This is a genomic window from Cupriavidus sp. CPT47-8839-RL05A, assembly GCF_058792255.1.
Genome location: NZ_JBYTEG010000015.1, coordinates 145523 through 163440, shown reverse-complemented (window position 1 = coordinate 163440; position 17918 = coordinate 145523). Strand labels below are relative to the sequence as shown.

At 67.0% G+C, this 17918-nt stretch carries 19 protein-coding genes; all 19 read right to left on the bottom strand.

All coding sequences use genetic code 11. From position 1 onward, the window contains the following. Window positions 1–59: 59 nt before the first annotated feature. The 19 genes from AC3WVS_RS19620 to AC3WVS_RS19530 all read right to left on the bottom strand — a co-directional run bounded on the left by AC3WVS_RS19620 (window position 60) and on the right by AC3WVS_RS19530 (window position 17841). Window positions 60–884, bottom strand: a complete 825-nt coding sequence (locus tag AC3WVS_RS19620; RefSeq protein WP_010810508.1) for a LytR/AlgR family response regulator transcription factor — start codon at window positions 882–884, stop codon at window positions 60–62. Window positions 885–986: 102 nt separating this feature from the next. After that, window positions 987–2162 (bottom strand): sensor histidine kinase, encoded by a 1176-nt coding sequence (locus AC3WVS_RS19615; protein ID WP_492319976.1) that lies wholly within the window; start codon window positions 2160–2162, stop codon window positions 987–989. A 62-nt stretch (window positions 2163–2224) separates the two neighbouring features. Continuing rightward, complete coding sequence (locus AC3WVS_RS19610) at window positions 2225–2593, bottom strand: DUF962 domain-containing protein (protein WP_010810506.1); 369 nt, start codon at window positions 2591–2593, stop codon at window positions 2225–2227. 268 nt (window positions 2594–2861) lie between these two features. Further along, entirely contained in the window at window positions 2862–3806 is a 945-nt protein-coding gene (locus tag AC3WVS_RS19605) for a CysB family HTH-type transcriptional regulator (RefSeq protein ID WP_010810505.1), read from the bottom strand. Continuing rightward, on the bottom strand, window positions 3803–4912 hold the full coding sequence (locus AC3WVS_RS19600; RefSeq protein WP_492319975.1) for a sulfate/molybdate ABC transporter ATP-binding protein: 1110 nt from the start codon (window positions 4910–4912) through the stop codon (window positions 3803–3805). The genes AC3WVS_RS19605 and AC3WVS_RS19600 overlap by 4 nt, the downstream gene beginning before the upstream one ends. Beyond that, window positions 4909–5838: a sulfate ABC transporter permease subunit CysW gene (cysW, locus tag AC3WVS_RS19595; RefSeq protein ID WP_492319974.1), complete on the bottom strand. Its 930-nt coding sequence runs from the start codon at window positions 5836–5838 to the stop codon at window positions 4909–4911. The genes AC3WVS_RS19600 and cysW overlap by 4 nt, the downstream gene beginning before the upstream one ends. Before the next feature lies 1 nt (window position 5839). Then, entirely contained in the window at window positions 5840–6799 is a 960-nt protein-coding gene (cysT, locus tag AC3WVS_RS19590; RefSeq protein WP_058697938.1) for a sulfate ABC transporter permease subunit CysT, read from the bottom strand. Between the two features lie 159 nt (window positions 6800–6958). Beyond that, the gene (locus tag AC3WVS_RS19585) at window positions 6959–7630 is read right to left on the bottom strand and encodes an RBBP9/YdeN family alpha/beta hydrolase (RefSeq protein ID WP_492319973.1); all 672 of its coding nucleotides are present in this window, start codon (window positions 7628–7630) and stop codon (window positions 6959–6961) included. Then, window positions 7627–8478, bottom strand: a complete 852-nt coding sequence (locus AC3WVS_RS19580; protein ID WP_492319972.1) for an EAL domain-containing protein — start codon at window positions 8476–8478, stop codon at window positions 7627–7629. Before AC3WVS_RS19580 ends, AC3WVS_RS19585 begins: the two co-directional genes overlap by 4 nt. 187 nt (window positions 8479–8665) lie before the next feature. Next, window positions 8666–9577, bottom strand: coding sequence for an ATP-binding cassette domain-containing protein (locus tag AC3WVS_RS19575; protein ID WP_492319971.1), 912 nt, complete (start codon window positions 9575–9577; stop codon window positions 8666–8668). 35 nt (window positions 9578–9612) lie between these two features. Then, the gene (ssuC, locus tag AC3WVS_RS19570; RefSeq protein ID WP_492319970.1) at window positions 9613–10416 is read right to left on the bottom strand and encodes an aliphatic sulfonate ABC transporter permease SsuC; all 804 of its coding nucleotides are present in this window, start codon (window positions 10414–10416) and stop codon (window positions 9613–9615) included. A 13-nt stretch (window positions 10417–10429) separates the two neighbouring features. Beyond that, complete coding sequence (gene ssuD, locus AC3WVS_RS19565; RefSeq protein WP_492319969.1) at window positions 10430–11593, bottom strand: FMNH2-dependent alkanesulfonate monooxygenase; 1164 nt, start codon at window positions 11591–11593, stop codon at window positions 10430–10432. A gap of 34 nt (window positions 11594–11627) precedes the next feature. After that, entirely contained in the window at window positions 11628–12656 is a 1029-nt protein-coding gene (locus AC3WVS_RS19560) for a sulfonate ABC transporter substrate-binding protein (RefSeq protein WP_492319968.1), read from the bottom strand. A 157-nt stretch (window positions 12657–12813) separates the two neighbouring features. Then, entirely contained in the window at window positions 12814–13437 is a 624-nt protein-coding gene (gene ssuE / locus AC3WVS_RS19555; RefSeq protein ID WP_492319967.1) for an NADPH-dependent FMN reductase, read from the bottom strand. A gap of 73 nt (window positions 13438–13510) precedes the next feature. Next, a complete protein-coding gene (locus AC3WVS_RS19550) occupies window positions 13511–14515 on the bottom strand; it encodes a sulfate ABC transporter substrate-binding protein (protein WP_492319966.1) in 1005 nt (334 codons plus the stop codon). Window positions 14516–14920: 405 nt separating this feature from the next. Continuing rightward, window positions 14921–15226 carry a hypothetical protein gene (locus AC3WVS_RS19545; RefSeq protein ID WP_492319965.1) on the bottom strand — a complete coding sequence of 102 codons (306 nt, stop codon included), beginning with the start codon at window positions 15224–15226 and terminating at the stop codon, window positions 14921–14923. Next, window positions 15211–15957, bottom strand: a complete 747-nt coding sequence (locus AC3WVS_RS19540; protein ID WP_492319964.1) for a T6SS phospholipase effector Tle1-like catalytic domain-containing protein — start codon at window positions 15955–15957, stop codon at window positions 15211–15213. Before AC3WVS_RS19540 ends, AC3WVS_RS19545 begins: the two co-directional genes overlap by 16 nt. Window positions 15958–16441: 484 nt before the next feature. After that, complete coding sequence (locus AC3WVS_RS19535; RefSeq protein ID WP_492319963.1) at window positions 16442–17038, bottom strand: DUF3304 domain-containing protein; 597 nt, start codon at window positions 17036–17038, stop codon at window positions 16442–16444. A gap of 263 nt (window positions 17039–17301) precedes the next feature. After that, window positions 17302–17841 carry a ferritin-like domain-containing protein gene (locus AC3WVS_RS19530; RefSeq protein ID WP_492319962.1) on the bottom strand — a complete coding sequence of 180 codons (540 nt, stop codon included), beginning with the start codon at window positions 17839–17841 and terminating at the stop codon, window positions 17302–17304. Between the last annotated feature and the right edge of the window lie 77 nt (window positions 17842–17918).

The window sequence follows — 17918 nt, the reverse complement described above, 5'->3', positions numbered from 1 at the left end:
TAGAGGAAAAGCCCTGCCCTCTGCAGCCAGGTGGCGGCCACGCCGCCCGCGGGCATGCCTCACATCTGCTTGAACAGGTGCGCGTACTGTCGCGCCACCGGCAGCAGTTCAGGACGGTCGCGCAGCCGCAGCGACAGCCGTCCCAGCGACTGATTGACCGCGCTGGCCACGCAGGTGATGTTGACCACGGTGCCGCGGTGCACCTGCCAGAAGCGCTCCGGGTCCAGCTGCTGCGTCAGCTCGCGCAGGCTGGTGCGGATCAGCGCTTCGCCGGCGCCGGAGACCACGTTGACGTACTTGTCGGTGGCCTCCAGGTAGATGACTTCGTCCACGGGGATGATGCGCACCTCCTGCCCCACCAGTGCCTTGATAAAGCGCAGGTACTGCCGCTGCGGCGCGCCGCCCGGGCCTGGCGTGGCATGCTCCAGCGATTCCAGCCGCGCCAGCAGCTGGCCAAGCCGGTCCGTCTCCGCGATCGAGGCTTCGGCCTCGGTGTCTTCATCGTCGGCGGGGCCGGCCAGGCGGTCCTTCAGGCGCTGCACCGTGGCCTCAAGCCGTTCGCGCTGGACCGGCTTGAGCACATAGTCCACCGCGGCGCGCTCGAACGCCTCCAGCGCGAACTGGTCGTATGCGGTCACGAAGACCACCAGCGGCGGGGTGTCGAATTCGATCAGTTCGCGCGCCACGTCCATGCCGCTCATTCCCGGCATGCGGATATCCAGGAAGGCCACGCGCGGCTGGTGCTCGCGTGCCGCCGCCAGCGCGGCCACGCCGTCGTGGACCACGGAAACGATACGGGCCTCGGGCCACAGCGACATCAGTTCGGATTCCAGCACGCGCGCCAGCAGCGCTTCGTCGTCGGCGATCAGAAGGGTCGGGGTCATGGGGGCGTTGGGGTGGTGGATGGGTCCTGACGTTGTCAGCGGCACCGCCCACGGGCGGTGCCAGCCGTTCGTCTTGTCAGGCGTGCTGGCAGGCGGTGCGCCTCAGAGCCGTTGCATGGCCGGCGTCGATACTGGCATGCCCTCCGGCACGCTGGTGACTGTCTGGGTCAGGGTGGGCGCTTCGGCCGGGCGCTCCAGCGGCAGCGTCAGCCGCACCACCACGCCTCTCGGGGTGTTCTCTTCCATCTGCATGGAGGCCGCCGCGCCAAAGATACGCGCCAGCCGCTCGCGCACGTGCGTAATGCCCAGGCCCGAGCCCTTGCCCGAGGCATGGCCGAAGCCCACGCCGGTATCGGCGATGATGACCTGCACCGCATTGTCGCCGGCCGCGCGCGCCGACAGCCGGATATGGCCGCCGATCATGCAGGGCTCGATGCCGTGCGTGACCGCGTTTTCCACCAGCGGCTGGATCAGCATGGGCGGGATCTCCACCTTCGCCAGTTCGCGCGGCAGGTCGATGTCGAACGAGAGCCGCTGGCCGAAGCGCATGCCCTGGATGTCCAGGTAGCTGCGCAGCAGCTCGAACTCCTGCCGCAGCGTGCATTGCTCGGCGCGGGTATGCGCCAGCGACATGCGCAGGAAACCGATCAGGCGCTGCAGCAACTGGCGCGCGGCGGGCGGGTCGGTGGCGATCAGCCCGTCGAGGTTGGCCAGCGAGTTGAACAGGAAATGCGGCTCGATCTGCGCCTGCAGCGCCATCAGCTGCGCGCGCACCAGCTGCTTTTCGGCTTCCTCGCGCTGCAGGGCGTCCAGCGCGGCCTGGCGCTCGAGCGACGCGAGCTTCTCGCGCGACCAGTAGAAATAGATCATCGAGGCCGCGGCCAGCATGCCCACCACCAGGCACATGCGCAGCATGCCGCCGGCTTCGTCCGCGGATTTGGGCGGCAGGTCCAGTGCCACGCGCGTGGCCCAGCTGCCGAACACCACGCCCGCGGGCACCGCGGCGGCGGCCAGCAGCAGGAACGGCCAGCGGCGCGGCCGGTCGTTCCACCAGATCACCACGCGCGGAATGTCGATCAGCACCCAGATCGACAGGCCGATCAGCTGGCTGTAGACAAAGTTGTGCCACAGGCTGCCGCCGGTCTGGAAGCCGTAGTTCAGGCTGATGGCGATCACCGAGTTCATGCACAGCACGAACAGAAGGTCGCGGCCGAGGATATTGAGCCGGGAGGGGATGGCGGTGGCGACGTTGGAGAAGCAGCGGTCCATGGCGTTCATGTTAGCGCGGACTGAGCCTGGCGCAATGCGGGAATGTGATGAGGCGGGCAGCGCTGGCCACCTCAGCCGCCCTGCCCGGCACGCCGGCCGGCCAGCGCGCGCCACCATTGGCCGGACAGCACATAGCGCGGGAAGGTGATCCACTGCTCGGCCAGGATGCGGCCGGCGATGTCCGCCGGCCCGGCAAACGGTTCCGGCGCGTGGGCTTCCAGCCGGTGCCCCCGGCCCTGCAGGGCCATCGACATGCCCATGCACACCAGCCCCAGCGCCACCGCCGGCAGGCTCAGGCGCAACAGGCCGTAGAGGCCCAGCACGGTGCCAGCCATGAACATCGGCACGGCCACGATATGCAGCAGCAGGTTGCGGGGATGCTGGTGGTTGCGGGCATAGCCGCGCCACTGCCAGCGCAGCAGCGGTTCGTCGTCGCGCATGATCGTCTCTCTCTCCCTTGTCCGGCCCTTGCAGACCGGCGGCCGCGCGCAAGCTTTGTTGCACTGCGGTGCACGTGCGGCGCTCGCCGGACGGCAAGCCGCGGGCACGTGCAAGCAATGTACCCCTCACCCGGGCACGAAGAAAGTCTCTTGCGACGAACGGCGGGCACGGGGCGCGAACGGCACCGTGCCGGGGCGGACGGCGCAGGGCCGGCGGCGCTCGGGTGGCCCCTGCGCCGCCTGGCGGCCGTCCGCAACCAGGCCGGAATCAGGCCGCCAGGGCCTGGCGCTCCTGCTCGGACAGCGCGCTGCTGACGGTGTCGGGCGACAGGTGCGGCGCAAACATGTTGATAAAGGCGTGCGCATAGCCGCGCAGGTAGGCACCCCGCCGCACCGCCACGCTGGTGGTGTTGGGCGCGAACAGGTGGTCGGCCGAGATCCGCACCAGGCCGGAATCCTTGCGCTCGTCATAGGCCATCGAGGCAATGATGCCCACGCCCAGGTCCAGTTCGGCGTAGGTCTTGATCACGTCGGCGTCCAGCGCGGTCAGCACGATCTCCGGCTGCAGGCCGGCCTCGGCAAAGGCGCTGTCGATCTTGCGGCGGCCGGTGAAGCCGGCGTCGTAGGTGATGAGCTGGAAGCCGGCCACGTCTTCGAGCGTGGGCTCGGGCAGGCGCGTGAGCGGATGGCCGGGCGAGACCACCAGCACGTGCTGCCAGCTGTAGGCCTCGAACGAGGTCAGCCCGGCCTCGGTGGCCAGGGCCTCGGTGGCGATGCCGATATCGGCCTGCCCCGTCAGCAGCAGCTCAACGATATGCGTGGGCGACGCCTCCTGCAGTGCCAGCGTCACATGCGGGTATTCGCGGCGGAATGCCTGCACCACGCGCGGCAGTGCATAGCGTGCCTGGGTGTGGGTGGTGGCAACGGTCAGGCGGCCGGTATGGCGGCCGGCGTATTCGTCGCCGGCCTGGCGCAGGTTCTCGGCCTCCAGCAGCAGGCGTTCGACGATGCGCACGATCTCGCGCCCGGGCTCGGTCAGGCCGGTCAGGCGCTTGCCGTAGCGCTCGAAGATCTCCACCCCCAGTTCTTCTTCCAGCTCGCGGATCTGGCGCGACACGCCGGGCTGCGAGGTGTAGAGCGCGTTGGCGACTTCGGTCAGGTTGAACTGGCGGCGCACCGCCTCGCGGATCGATCGGAGTTGCTGGAAGTTCATGACGTCGCCTTTTCTTGTTGGGTGGACGTGGTACGCGGTTGCGTGAACACACGCAGCTGGCGCGGGCGCACCGCGAGCAGTTCGCCTTCGCGGAAGCCCGCATGGCGGAAGCGCTCCAGCGGCAGCGCGACTTCGATCACGTCCTGGTTGTCTTCACGTTCGAGTTCAAGCTGCGCCACCGGGCCCAGCGTCAGCGCGCGGCGCAGCGTCACGGCGATGCCGTCGGCGCCGGGCGAATAGCGTTCCAGGTCGAGGTCATGGGGGCGCACATAGGCCACCGCGTCGCCGGCGGTCTCATGGCCGCTGCCGACCACCGGCAGCACCGCTTCGCCGGTATGCAGCAAGCCGCCGCTCTCGCCCACTTCCAGGCGGCCGTGGAACAGGTTCACGTTGCCGAGGAAGCCGAACACGAAGGGCGTGGCCGGATGGTTGTAGACGGCCTCGGGCGAGCCATACTGCTCCACGTGGCCGCGGTTCATCAGCACCACCTGGTCGGCCACTTCCAGCGCTTCTTCCTGGTCATGGGTGACGAACACGCTGGTCACGTGCAGTTCATCGTGCAGGCGGCGCAGCCAGCGGCGCAGCTCCTTGCGCACCTTGGCATCGAGCGCGCCGAACGGTTCGTCCAGCAGCAGCACGCGCGGCTCCACCGCCAGCGCGCGCGCCAGCGCGATACGCTGGCGCTGGCCGCCGGAGAGCTGCGACGGGTAGCGGTCGGCGAGCCAGTCGAGCTGCACCAGCTCCAGCAGCGAACGCACCTTGTCGCGGATCTGCGCTTCGCCCGGGCGCTCGGCGCGCGGCTTGACGCGCAGGCCGAAGGCCACGTTCTCGAACACGCTCATATGCTTGAACAGCGCATAGTGCTGGAACACGAAACCCACCTGGCGCTGGCGCACATGCTGGTCCGAGGCATCGCGCCCGGCCAGCACGATCTGGCCCGCATCGGCGCGCTCCAGGCCGGCGATGATGCGCAGCAGCGTGGTCTTGCCGCAGCCGGACGGCCCCAGCAGCGCGGTCAGCTCGCCTTCGTCGAAATCGAGCGAGACGTTGTCCAGCGCGACAAAGTCGCCAAAGCGCTTCTCTACGTTCTTGACCTGGATGCTCATGATGCTTGTCCTTGCAAACTTGCCAGCGGCCGCTCTGGTGCAGCCTCTTCGATTTCCTTGCGGGCGCGCAATTCCACCAGCGTCTTGATGCCGAGCGTGACCAGCGCCAGCAGCGTCAGCAGCGAAGCCACCGCAAAGGCCGCCGCGAAGTTGTACTCGTTGTAGAGGATCTCAACATGCAGCGGCATGGTGTTGGTCAGTCCGCGGATATGGCCCGATACCACCGAGACCGCGCCGAACTCGCCCATCGCCCGCGCATTGCACAGGATCACGCCATACAGCAGGCCCCAGCGGATATTGGGCAGCGTGATATGGCGGAAGGTCTGCCAGCCCGAGGCGCCCAGCACGATCGCGGCCTCTTCCTCTTCACTGCCCTGCGCCTGCATCAGCGGGATCAGCTCGCGCGCAACAAAGGGGAAGGTCACGAAGATGGTGGCCAGCACGATGCCCGGCACCGCGAACATGATCTTGATGTCGTGCGCTTCCAGCCACGGCCCCAGCCAGCCCTGCGCACCGAACAGCAGCACGTAGACCAGGCCGGAGATCACCGGCGACACCGAGAACGGCAGGTCGATCAGCGTGATCAGCAGGTTCTTGCCGCGGAAGTCGAACTTGGCGATGGCCCAGGCCGCCGCCACGCCGAACACCACGTTCAGCGGCACCGCGATCGCCGCCACTGTCAGCGTGAGCTGGATCGCGGCGAGTGCGTCGGGCTCGATCAACGCTTCCCAGTAGGTCTGCACGCCCTTGCGCAAGGCTTCATAGAACACCGAAGCCAGCGGCACGAACAGGAACAGCGTGAGGAACAGCACCGCCACCGTGATCAGCGTGTAGCGCACCCACGGCGCTTCGCCGGTGGCGTCAAACCTGTGATGGGCCGGGGCGTTGCCTTGCCCGCCCAGGCGTCCCGCAACTGCGCCGGCCATGTCAGAACTCCTTGCCCGTGGCGGGCGCTTCAGGTGCCAGCGCGGCGCGCACACCGGATTGATGGCGGCGCGTCCAGGCCTGCAGCAGGTTGATCAGCAGCAGCAGCCCGAAGGAAATCACCAGCATCACCACCGCCACCGCGGTGGCGCCGGCGTAGTCGTATTGCTCCAGCTTGGAATAGATCATCAGCGGTGCGATCTCCGACACCATCGGCATGTTGCCGGAGATAAAGACCACCGAGCCGTACTCGCCGGTGGCGCGCGCGAACGATAGCGCAAACCCCGTCAGCAGCGCCGGCAGGATGGCGGGCAGGATCACGCGCTGGAAAGTCTGCAGGCGGTTGGCGCCGAGGCTGGCAGCGGCCTCCTCCAGCTCCTGCTCAACATCCTCCAGCACCGGCTGCACCGTGCGCACCACGAACGGCAGGCCGATAAAGGTCAGCGCCACCACCACCCCCAGCGGCGTGAACGCGACCTTGATGCCAAGCGGCTCGAGATAGCGGCCGATCCAGCCATTGCCGGCAAACAGCGCCGTCAGCGCGATACCGGCCACCGCCGTGGGCAGCGCGAACGGCAGGTCCACCAGCGCGTCGATCAGGCGCTTGCCCGGGAAGCGGTAGCGCACCAGCACCCAGGCCACCACCAGCCCGAACACCGTATTGACGATGGCCGCCACCAGCGACGCGCCAAAGCTCAGCTGCAGCGACGCCACCACGCGCGGCGCCGTGACCGAAGTCCAGAACGCGTCCCACGTCATCGTGAAGGTCTTCAGGAACGTGGCCGACAGCGGGATCAGGACGATCAGCGTCAGGTAGAACAGCGTGAAGCCCAGCGACAGGCCGAAGCCGGGGAGCACCGTAAAGCGCTGCCTGGACGGGCTGCGCGGCGCGCGCGCGGCGCCGGAATCAGGGGCGCGAGGGGCGGCTGGCGGCGTGTCCGCCAGGGAAATGGATGGAGGCATGTCGTCTCGTCTGTGAGCGGTGCGCCGCCGGACCCTGATGGCTGGCACCCGGCGGGCCGTTCTTTATGACGCCAGCGCATATTGCGCCGGCTTACGAGACAGATTCTGCAGAGTCGTCCTTATAAACAGAACGAATCTTTATGAATTTTCTTAGACGGTTTAGATATAAGGGACGGTAGACACCACCTCGATGCCCGTCTCCCAGGCGCCGGATGACTCACTTACGGAGCCGGCATCGCCTGCCTGCGCGATGCGCTGGACCAGGGTATCGAGCAGCGCGAGGCCTTCAGGCCACTCGCCCAGTGCGGAATCGGCATTGATGTGGCCCAGGCTGCCCGCATCGACCAGTTCGCTGCCCCACAGCGTGCCCCAGCTGAAAGCGGTGCGCTGCGGCATCCAGGGGTCGTTGCGGCTGGCGACCAGGATGGTCGGGAACGGCAGCCGGTAGGTCGGCAGCAGCGCCGCCACGCCAAATTTGTCCGGATCGGCCGGCGCCACCAGCAATGCGCCGGCAATGCCGACCGGATCCAGCGCCGCCTGGCGCAACGACGCCAGGCAGCCGAAGCTGTGCGCCACCAGCACCGCGCCGCGCGCGGCCACGCGCTGGGCGCGCATCACGCCTTCGGAGACGCGCTCGGCCCACAGCGGCAGGCTGGGGCGCGACCAGTCGTGCTGCTCCACCCGCTGCCAGTCGGGGAAGCGCTGCTCCCAGCGGCTCTGCCAGTGTCCCGGGCCGCTGCCGTGCAGCCCCGGCACGGTCAGCACCTGCAGGTGCCGCGGAATGTCCAGGCGCGTGCCATGGCCGCCGGATAGCCGGTTCGCTTGGGTCATACCACCTCCTTGTCCAATGCATGCGCGGCGCTCGCCAGGCCTGTGCGCAGCCCTGCCGCACTGACCGGCGCGCCGGCGAAGGCGCCCTGCCCCAGGCCGATGCCCGCGGCCTGCAGGCGCTCGATGCTTTCGGCGCTCTGCAGGCGCCGCCCGATCAGCGTTACGCCAGCGTTGGCCGCGCTGGCACGCAGGCCCGACAGCTGACGGTCGGTCCAGGTGCGGCGCATGTCCAGCTTGAGCCAGTCCGGCAACGCGTGCGCCATCAGCGCACCGGCTTCCGCCGGATCCGACGCCTGCAGGCTTACCGCGAAACCGTTGCGCCGATAGTTGCCAACGACATGCAACAGCAATGCCAGGTCGTCATTGGCGCTGGCCGGCACCTGGATCACAAAGCGCTCCAGCGGCAGGCCCAGCGACTGCAATGCGCGCCGGAAGGCAGCGCCGTGGTCGTCGGTGACCGCGGCCAGCAGCCGGTTATGCACGTTCAGCACCAGCTTGTGCTCGCCTTCGGCGGCAAAGTAGTTGATGGCATGCAGCAGGCGCGAAAGCCGGTCCAGCGACACCAGGGTGTTGTCGTCGGCCGCCATCGCAAACAGCTTCCATGCCGCCAGGCCCACGCCGTCCTCTGCGTAGGTGTGGATCGAACCTTCATGCGCCACCAGCTGCCGGTCTGCCAGCGTCACCAGCGGCTCGAACGCGCTGGTCAGCGAGCAGTTGAAGAACTGGCCCTGCACCTGCCCGCGCGCGTCGCGCCACAATTGCCGGTCAGCCAGCGGCTGGCGCGGCAGCGATTCCAGATAACGTTGGAGCGCAGGCACTGCGCCCGCGGGTTCATGCACGCCTGGCATGGCATTCCTTGGGTTGACCGGGCCCCTCGGCCCCTTGGTCGGATTAGTGATGACGGGCGCTTCATGCGCCCTCTGTGCGGTCGCACTGCATCGGCCTGCCTGCTCATGATAGGAGGTCAGCGCGCGCGAGCGAATGAAGATTACGGCCTGTCGATATGCGCGGCGCACATTGCCGCGGGTGGCACGGTCACGCTGCCCAGCTCACCTTCAGCGGCGCGGTCGTGGCGGCCGGGTCGGCATGCGCACCTGCATGCGACGGTACCTGCGCCTGCGGCACTTGCCGCATCACCCGCTGCAGCACCGCGGCCTCCAGCTGCGCAAAGCCCGCCGCGCCGCGTTCGCGCGGGCGCGCCAGCGCCACGCGCTCATCCATGGCAATGCGGCCGTCCTCGATCAGCACGATGCGGTCGGCCAGCGCCACAGCTTCCGACACATCGTGCGTGACCAGCAGCGCCGTGAAGCCAAGGCGGCGCCACAGCGATTCGATCAGCCCCTGCATCTCGATGCGCGTGAGCGCATCCAGCGCGCCCAGCGGTTCATCCAGCAGCAACAGCTGTGGATGGTGGACCAGCGCGCGCGCGAGGGCCACGCGCTGGCGCTGGCCGCCGGACAGGCGTGCGGGCCACTCCCTGGCGCGGTCGGCCAGGCCCACCTGCGCCAGCACATCGGCGGCTTCACCGCGGCGTGCGCGCGGCAGGCCCAGCGCGACGTTGTCCAGCACGCGCTTCCACGGCAGCAGCCTTGCGTCCTGGAACATCACGCGCACGTCGGCGTGCCGCGCGCGGCCCTTCGCCGCGGATTCACCGTCGACGGTGATGCTGCCGCCATCGGCTGCTTCCAGTCCCGCCACCAGCCGCAGCAGCGTGCTCTTGCCGCAGCCGCTGCGCCCGACGATCGCCAGGAACTCGCCCGGCGCCACGTCCAGCGCCACGTTGTGCAGCACTTCGCGGCCGTCATAGCGCTTGACCACCTGGCGCACGTGCAGCGCCACGCCGCCTGCCTTGCGCGGCGCCTCCGCCGCCGGCTGTGCCGCCTCGCGGCGCGCGAGGCCCGCTTCCAGTTCCACCAGCGCAGCCTGTTCTACCGGATACATCTGCATCTCGATCTCCTTGCTTGATTGGGGCGACGGGCCGGTCAGGCCGCGGCGTAGCCCGGATGCCAGCGCAGCCAGTAGCGCTCCAGCCCGCGCGACAGCCAGTCGGCCAGCTTGCCCAGCAGCGCATAGAGCAGGATGCCCACCAGCACCACGTCGGTTTGCAGGAACTCACGCGCGTTCATGGTCATGTAGCCAATGCCCGATTGCGCGGAGATGGTCTCCGCCACGATCAGCACCACCCACATCAACCCGAGCGCGAAACGCACGCCCACCAGGATGCCCGGCAGCGCGCCGGGCAGGATGACCTCGCGGTACAGCTGCCAGCCGGACAGGCCGTAGCTGCGCGCCATCTCCACCAGCCCCGTATCGACCGAGCGGATGCCGTGATACGTGTTCAGGTAGACCGGGAAGAACACGCCCAGCGACACCAGGAACAGCTTGGCGGTCTCGTCGATGCCGAACCACAGGATCACCAGCGGGATCAAGGCCAGCGCCGGGATATTGCGCACCATCTGCAGCGTGCTGTCGAGCAGCGTGGCCGCGGTGCGGAAGGTGCCGGTCAGCAGCCCCAGCAGCAGCCCCAGCCCGCCGCCGATGGCAAACCCCACCAGCGCGCGCCAGGTGCTGACCCCGACGTGCTTCCACAGCTCGCCCGAGCGCGCCAGCTCCCAGGCGGCCTGCACCACCGCCAGCGGGGCCGGCAACACGCGGCTGGAGAGCCAGCCGTTCCGCGAGGCCAGTTGCCAGACCACGATCAGCAGCACCGGCACGATCCACGGAGCCAGCGCGCGCGCCAGCGCCCGAGGTCCCTGGCGCAGCGGCTGCAATAGAGGAGCGTTCATGATTGCCCTCCCCTCAGCTCTGCGCGGCGCGCGGCACGATGCCAGTCGCCATGACTTCACCGAACGGGCCCGACAGCACCTTGCCCGGCAGCTTGTCGCGCACCGAGCGCGGCAGCAGCGGGAACACCAGTTCGGCAAAGCGGTAGGCCTCTTCCAGGTGCGGGTAGCCGGACAGCACGAAGGTGTCGATGCCCAGCTCGGCGTATTCGCGCATGCGCTCGGCCACGGTGTGCGGATCGCCCACCAGCGCGGTGCCGGCACCGCCGCGCACCAGGCCAACGCCGGCCCACAGGTTTGGGCTGATCTCCAGCGCCTCGCGCGTGCGGCGCGCGCCGCCCGCGTGCAGCGCGGCCATGCGGCGCTGCCCTTCAGAATCCATCTTGGCGAACACGGCTTGCGCACGCGCCACGGTCTCGTCATCGAGCCGGCTGATCAGGTCGTCCGCCGCAACCCAGGCGGCGGCTTCGGTCTCGCGCACGATCACATGCAGGCGGATACCGAACTTCACCGTGCGGCCATGGCGCGCGGCCTGCCGGCGCACCTCGTCGAGCTTCTGCGCCACGTCAGCGGGCGGCTCGCCCCAGGTCAGGTAGGTATCGACCTGCTCGCCGGCCAGCGCATGCGCCGGCGCCGACGACCCGCCGAAGTACACCGGCGGATGCGGCTGCTGCAGCGGCGGATAGAGGACGGTGGCACCCTTCACGGACAGGTGCTTGCCCTCGAAATCCACCTTGTCGCCGTCATGGCTGGCGGCCAGCACCTGGCGCCAGATGCGCAGGAACTCGGCCGAGGCCTCGTAGCGCGCGGCGTGGTCCAGGAACAGGCCGTCGCCTTCCAGCTCGGCGGTATCGCCGCCGGTGACCAGGTTGATCAGCAGCCGGCCGTTGGAAATGCGGTCGAAGGTTGCCGCCATCCGTGCGGCCAGCGTCGGCGCCATCAGGCCGGGGCGCACCGCGACCAGGAATTTCAGGCGCTGCGTGACGGCCGCCAGCGCCGATGCCGCCACCCATGGGTCTTCGCACGAGCGCCCGGTCGGGATCAGCACGCCTTCGTAGCCCAGCGTATCGGCGGCCACGGCAACCTGCTTCAGGTAATCGAAGCTGACCTCGCGCGCGCCTTCCGAAGTGCCGAGGTAGCGGCTGTCGCCGTGGGTGGGGATGAACCAGAATACTTGCATGTCGTTGTCCTATTGTTCCTGCCGATGGAGGTGGCTATCGCTTCGCCTGCTGCTGCGGCACGTCCCAGCGCGCATCGGCCACCTTGACTGGCCTGGGGATCAGCTTGAGCGAGTGGAAGGCGTCGGCGATGCGCTGCTGCTCGGCCAGCACCCCGGCGCTGACCGGGCGTGCGCCGTACGAGAAGCGCGAGACGGCGAGCTCAAGCACATCGGCCGGCAGCCCGGTTTCGCCGGTCAGCACCGTGGTGGCCTCCTTGGGGTTGTTTTGCGCCCAGGTGCCCAGCGTGGCCAGTTCGTCCAGGATCAGGCTGACGATCTCCGGCTTGGCTTGTGCATAGGGGCGCGAGGCCAGGTAGAACTGGTGGTTGCTGACCACGTTCTTGCCGTCCGCGCCGCGGCCATCGGCGAGCACGCGCGCAACCAGCTGCTTCTCGGCAGCCGCGAGGAACGGGTCCCAGATCACCCAGGCATCGACCGCGCCGCGCTCGAAGGCGGCACGCGCATCGGCCGGCGGCAGGTAGACCGGCTGGATCTCGCTGTAAGGGATGCCGGCTTTCTCCAGCTGGCGCACCAGCAGGTAATGCACGTTCGAGCCCTTGTTCAGCGCCACGCGCTTGCCGCGCAGTTCCGCCACCGAGCGGATCGCCGAACCCTTGGGCACGACGATGGCCTCGGCCACCGGCGCCGGCGGCTCATTGCCGACGTAGACCAGTTGCGCCCCCGCGGCCTGCGCAAAGATCGGCGGCGCCTCGCCGACGGTGCCGAAATCGACGGCACCGACGTTCAGCCCCTCAAGCAGTTGCGGGCCGGCGGGGAACTCGGTCCATTTGACGGTGATGCCTTGCGGCGCCAGGCGCTTTTCCAGCGTGCCGCGCGCCTTCAGCAGCGTCAGCGTGCCGTACTTCTGGTAGCCGATGCGCAGCACCTTGGGATCGATGTTCTTCGACTGCGCTTCGGCGCGGCCGGGCAGTAGCCCATAGGCCAGGCCGGTGGCAAGCACCAGCGCGGCGGTAATCAGGCGGCGGCGCTGGCTGGCCGTGCGCAACGGGTTGGTCAGTGTCATGCGATGTCCTCCATGGCCCGGGGCAATGCCCTGCTGGCCGGATTGATTCCAGGATGGTTGCGGCAGCACGCATCCCTGCCGGCCCCGCGTGGCGGGTGGCATGGCGTCGCTGCCGTGGCGCCGGGCAGGCCGGCGCCACTTCCGTCAATCAGTCAGTTCAGGCGGAACATCGCTCGGCCACCGCGATCGCGGCAGCGCGCTGGACCAGGGCGCCGGGCACCACATCGAGCGGCACCTCGATGCGCGAATGCGCCAGCGCATCGCGCACGCGCAGCACGCCCTCGTCCAGGCGTGCCGACAGCGCGGCATCGAAGCGCGCCTGGCGCACGCCGGCGGCTTCAAAGGATTCGATCTGCTGGTCCACGGCAAAGATGCCGGGCAGGATCTGGCGCGAGCCCAGCGCGGACAGCACCGGGCGCAGCGCGTAGTCGATCGCCAGCGCATGGGCCAGGCTGCCGCCGGTGGCGATCGGCAGCACGATCTTGTCGCGCAGGCCAGTCTGCGGCAGCAGGTCCAGGAAGGCCTTGAGCAGGCCGCTGTAGGCGGCCTTGTAGACCGGCGTGGCCAGTACCACCACCTGCGCCTCGGACACGGCATGCGTGGCCGCGGCGATGACGGGGTCGTCCACGCGTGCCGCCAGCAGCGGGCCTGCGGGCAGTTCGCGCAGGTCGAGGTGGCGGGTGCGTTCGCCGGCAGCCTCGAGCGCGGCACGCAGGTGCGCCAGCACCAGGCCGGAGCGGGACTGGACCGACGGGCTGCCGGAGAGCGTCAGGATGGACATCGGGCTTCCTTCTTCTGATGGACCGGTCGGCGCCGCGGCCGCCCCACGCGGCCCGGCGCGCCGGTCTCGTGGTTTATTTCTTGCCGGGCTGGTAGATCTGGTCGAACGTGCCGCCATCGGCAAAGTGGGTCTTCTGGGCTTTCTGCCAGCCGCCGAAGGCTTCATCGATGGTGAACAGCTTCACCTTGGGAAAGTTGGCCGCGTACTTGGCCGCCACCTTCTGCGAGATCGGGCGGTAGTAGTTCTTGGCCGCGATCTCCTGGCCCTCGTCGGTGTACAGGAACTGCAGGTAGGCCTCGGCCGCCTTGCGCGTGCCCTTCTTGTCGACCACCTTGTCGACCACCGCCACCGGCGGCTCGGCCAGGATCGACACCGACGGCGCGACAATGTCGAACTTGTCCGGGCCCAGCTCCTTGATCGCCAGGATGGCTTCGTTCTCCCACGCGATCAGCACATCGCCCAGGCCGCGCTCGACAAAGGTGGTGGTGGCGCCGCGCGCGCCCGAATCCAGCACCGGCACATGCTTGAGCAGCTCGCCCACGAACTCGCGCGCCTTGACGTCATTGCCGCCCGGCTGGCGCAGCGCATAGCCCCACGCCGCCAGGTAGTTCCAGCGTGCGCCGCCCGAGGTCTTGGGATTGGGCGTGATCACCTGCACGCCCGGCTTGACCAGGTCGCCCCAGTCCTTGATGCCCTTGGGGTTGCCCTTGCGCACCAGGAACACGATGGTCGAGGTGTACGGCGAGGCGTTGTGCGGCAGGCGCTTCTGCCAGTCCGGCTTGATCAGCCCTTTCTCCGCGATGGCATCAATGTCATAGCCCAGCGCCAGCGTGACTACGTCAGCGTCCAGCCCGTCTATCACCGAGCGCGCCTGCTTGCCCGAGCCGCCGTGCGACTGGCGCACGGTCACGGCATCGCCGCCCTGGGCCTTCCAGGCCTTGGCAAAGGCGGCATTGACATCGACATACAGCTCGCGCGTCGGATCGTAGGAAACGTTCAGCAGGTTGGCAGCCGCCGCGGTCTGCGCCGCGCTCAGGGCGCCAAGTACGGCCAGGCTGATAGCCAGTTTGCGGATCATCTTGTGTTGCTCCCGTCAGTGTCGTGAATGGGCGCCAGGCGCCTCTTGCCTTGTCCGCCTTGGGTAGCGGACTTGTGTCAGGAGCAAGACTACCGAGGGGGCTATCTGAACGGAACGAATGGTTTCGCCGATCCTTTGCTGTTTTTTGCATAAGATCGGACGGAAATATGGACATGCCGGCACAGGGGGACATCAAGTGTGGACGGCGTGATGGCAGTGGTCGGTGGCGCATTCGCCACGCTGAAACCGGCAAAGGCGGTTTTGCTCCCATCCCGAAGCTATGCCACCGCAAGCCCCTCGTTTGCGGCCGGCAGATTCGTTGCCGGTGCAAGTGCCAGATAGGGCCTACGCTGGTCTCTGCCGGTGAATATCACCCGTGGCCAGCCATAGCCGCCCGGCGCATATTCATTGAAGAACGGGATGCGGAACCAGATCCGGCTGTCGTGCACGTAATCGTCGTAGAGGGCGATCGCGACCTTCTCCAGGCGCGCCACAGCCTCGGCCGACGTATGCTGCTTGCTCCAACCGGGCAATCTCGGCCTTCTGGCGCTGGCATTCCGGGTCGTCGCGTTCGGCCTCCTGTACACCCAGCATGATCTTGCGTGGCGTCTTGGCATCCTCGGGCGCTGCCTGGAAGAAGGTGCGCTCGGTGACATACTGGCCGGTGCCAATCTGTGCGCGCAAGGTACGCCAGCTCAGCAGCTGACCCATGCCAAAGCGCAAGGCCTCTTCCACGTCTCGATACGTTGAAAAGAGTGCGGCCAGTCGTTGAACGCTGCCACCGTCGCCGGGTGGATCGCAAAATCTTCGGACAGGGCAGTGGAATTCCGAATCTCTTCCTCGAGCATCAGCGGTACGCCGCTCTTGAGCGCAGCGATGTACATGTCATGCAGGGGAATCTGGCTGAGCTTGCTGCTGTCGCCGTCACGCGCCTTGCCCTGTTCATTGAGAGCATCGCCCACGTCGGAGTGCACGCCGGGATAACCCACCTCCCAGCGGCCCCGCGTCTGGGGGTAGCTTTCATCGATCCGGATAGTGTCGAGCGGAAAACTCATGCGCTGCTCGTGAATCGAGTAGAAGTGGGCGCACCTGCGAACTTCTTTGGGTATATTCAGCGCACCATCGCGGGCAAAGCGGAAATGCCCGTCAAACATATCCAGGTCGACCGTGGCGCGAGTCGAATCTGGCAGGCCCACCGAGGCGACCGTGTCAAAGAGCCCGAGGAAGTTGACCTCATAGGGTAGCGCGCGCCGCCCCGTCTGGTCGCTGATCCGCCCGCCAGGCGCCCATTCCTTGATCAGCTTGCTGACAAAGACACGGGCGGACGCGGCCCCGCGCGAAAAGCCGAAGACGTTGATCCAGATCTTCTTGATCATCCGGCTCTGCGGACCGTCGTCGAAGCGGTTGCTATGGGTGATACCCAATATGCGAATCTTGTCCATGAGCTTGCCCACTCGACCATCGGCGACCGCATTACAGAGCTCTTTGGCCTCGCTGTCGCGAACTAGGGGAAAATCGCTCCGCCGAGTGATTGCATATTGCACGGAATTGAGCACCCGAATCATTCCCCAGACGCAACGCTGATCGAAGCCTTTGGCCAGAGCTTTGCCGTTCGAGGAATAGTCGAGTTCCCCTAGCTCTGGGACGGGGTACCCACTCCCGGGATGTAGAACGAAAAAATGCCTCTATCCGGCTTGTCCCTTGCAACGCTATGCAAACGTGCCACATTGGTGTGAGTCTTGAAGAGTGAGTCTCGCCACATCTTATTGTTCTTGTCGTCGTTGTTGTTGGTGCCGTCGAAGAACAGATTGATATGAATGGTCTGGGGACATTCACACAATGGGTCTCTCACGGTCCCCTCGCCCCATGCCCAGGCGTCCTTACTTTGCGCCAGTCGACCGCCTTCAGGCATCATGTCTGGCCATTTCACCACCGCCATTTCAGACCTCCCCGTCGGTATTTAAGATTCCATTCGTCGTCACGCACGCCTTGGGCAACGTCCGGCTCGTCGGCAGTGTGCTTGCGATCGACGCTGTTATTACCATTGGCATTGCCGTCGGCAATCATTAGCTTGACGCGATCACCAGGCAGGAAGATGGCCCAGGCACCGCCAGTCTTGGAGCCATCGTACTGAGGGATGCGAACGTTTTCGGCCTTGTACCAATAGCCTGGGGTCTTGCCGTCCCTCACCTTCTCAACCAGCCAACGCACGGTAACGCGCAGATCGGGCTGCCACTGGCGCGGGAAAGTCATGCAGCAGCTTTCTTTTCCTCCCCCCGATGGGTGTCCATCGGATTCGGCTGGCATGATGTTCGGGCCACCACCACCGACCTCGCCGGGACCTTCAACTTCGAAGGAATGAATGTAGTAAGGGGTGTAGTTCAGCGCCTTCATGCCGCCGCTGATGTATTTCGATGTCGAGACTCGGCTTTCGGGCTGCCAGGACGGCTCCCCGCCGGCACAGCCAGTGAATATCAACGCCAGGCCAGCCATAGCGCAGACGCAGGCGACACTTCGATTCATGACTTGGCTCCCGCTGCGACAGTTGGCAGCACGTCGTTCTGCATATCGGTCCCTTTGGGCTTGTCCCTTACGCGGCCCATGTCGGGCGCATAAGAAAACGCCCGCACCGGCAAGCCGGTGCGGGCGAAGTTTCCATTCTGGAAACGGGTAGACAAGTCATGAAGAGCGCCCCCGCATCTCCATGACAGGACGAATGTTATCGGCTTGCCTGCGACCTGGGGTTGATCAAGGTCAAGTGCGGGGCAGCCTGCCGCGCCTGCGCCTCAGCCGCCCTGGCGGGCGAGCAGGTCAGCCATTTCGTCGGCATGCTCCTCTTCCACCGCCAGGATGCCCTCCATCATCCGGCGTGAGGTCGGATCGCGTTCTCCCAGGAACTGGATGATCTCGCGATAGCTGTCGATGGCGATGCGCTCGGCCACCAGGTCTTCCTTGATCATTTCCGTCAGCGAAGTACCCGCCACATATTCAGCATGGGAGCGGCTGGTCAGGCCGTCGGGTGCGAAGTCTGGCTCGCCGCCAAGCTGGACGATGCGCTCGGCGATCTGGTCGGCATGGCCTTGCTCTTCATTGGAATGGGCCAGGAATTCATCGGCCACGCTCTTCGAGTTGGGCCCCTTGGCCATGTAGTAGTGTCGGCGATAGCGCAGTACGCAGACGATTTCGGTGGCCAGCGCAGCGTTGAGCAGCTTCAGCACGGTATCGCGATCCGCGGCATAGCCCGCGGTCACGGCGCCATCATCGATGTGCTTGCGGGCACGCTCGCGCAATGTCTTGACGTCTGAGAGGAAAGGCTTGTCGGTCATTGAAGGGCTCCTTGGGGATGGGGCTGCGTCAGCGCAGCGCCTTGTAGGGAAATTCAACCCTTCTGCAACGCGAGAAG

Bases quoted from the DNA above. Each gene is read 5' to 3' on its own strand.
- AC3WVS_RS19600 (WP_492319975.1), bottom strand. From the start codon at position 4,912: ATGAGCATCCAGGTCAAGAACGTAGAGAAGCGCTTTGGCGACTTTGTC.
- AC3WVS_RS19615 (WP_492319976.1), bottom strand. From the start codon at position 2,162: ATGAACGCCATGGACCGCTGCTTCTCCAACGTCGCCACCGCCATCCCC.
- ssuC (WP_492319970.1), bottom strand. From the start codon at position 10,416: ATGAACGCTCCTCTATTGCAGCCGCTGCGCCAGGGACCTCGGGCGCTG.
- AC3WVS_RS19535 (WP_492319963.1), bottom strand. From the start codon at position 17,038: ATGAATCGAAGTGTCGCCTGCGTCTGCGCTATGGCTGGCCTGGCGTTG.
- AC3WVS_RS19605 (WP_010810505.1), bottom strand. From the start codon at position 3,806: ATGAACTTCCAGCAACTCCGATCGATCCGCGAGGCGGTGCGCCGCCAG.
- AC3WVS_RS19530 (WP_492319962.1), bottom strand. From the start codon at position 17,841: ATGACCGACAAGCCTTTCCTCTCAGACGTCAAGACATTGCGCGAGCGT.
- AC3WVS_RS19545 (WP_492319965.1), bottom strand. From the start codon at position 15,226: ATGGGTCAGCTGCTGAGCTGGCGTACCTTGCGCGCACAGATTGGCACC.
- ssuD (WP_492319969.1), bottom strand. From the start codon at position 11,593: ATGCAAGTATTCTGGTTCATCCCCACCCACGGCGACAGCCGCTACCTC.
- cysT (WP_058697938.1), bottom strand. From the start codon at position 6,799: ATGCCTCCATCCATTTCCCTGGCGGACACGCCGCCAGCCGCCCCTCGC.
- AC3WVS_RS19585 (WP_492319973.1), bottom strand. From the start codon at position 7,630: ATGACCCAAGCGAACCGGCTATCCGGCGGCCATGGCACGCGCCTGGAC.
- AC3WVS_RS19620 (WP_010810508.1), bottom strand. From the start codon at position 884: ATGACCCCGACCCTTCTGATCGCCGACGACGAAGCGCTGCTGGCGCGC.
- cysW (WP_492319974.1), bottom strand. From the start codon at position 5,838: ATGGCCGGCGCAGTTGCGGGACGCCTGGGCGGGCAAGGCAACGCCCCG.
- ssuE (WP_492319967.1), bottom strand. From the start codon at position 13,437: ATGTCCATCCTGACGCTCTCCGGCAGCCCGTCGGTCCAGTCCCGCTCC.
- AC3WVS_RS19550 (WP_492319966.1), bottom strand. From the start codon at position 14,515: ATGATCCGCAAACTGGCTATCAGCCTGGCCGTACTTGGCGCCCTGAGC.
- AC3WVS_RS19580 (WP_492319972.1), bottom strand. From the start codon at position 8,478: ATGCCAGGCGTGCATGAACCCGCGGGCGCAGTGCCTGCGCTCCAACGT.
- AC3WVS_RS19610 (WP_010810506.1), bottom strand. From the start codon at position 2,593: ATGCGCGACGACGAACCGCTGCTGCGCTGGCAGTGGCGCGGCTATGCC.
- AC3WVS_RS19540 (WP_492319964.1), bottom strand. From the start codon at position 15,957: ATGGACAAGATTCGCATATTGGGTATCACCCATAGCAACCGCTTCGAC.
- AC3WVS_RS19575 (WP_492319971.1), bottom strand. From the start codon at position 9,577: ATGCAGATGTATCCGGTAGAACAGGCTGCGCTGGTGGAACTGGAAGCG.
- AC3WVS_RS19560 (WP_492319968.1), bottom strand. From the start codon at position 12,656: ATGACACTGACCAACCCGTTGCGCACGGCCAGCCAGCGCCGCCGCCTG.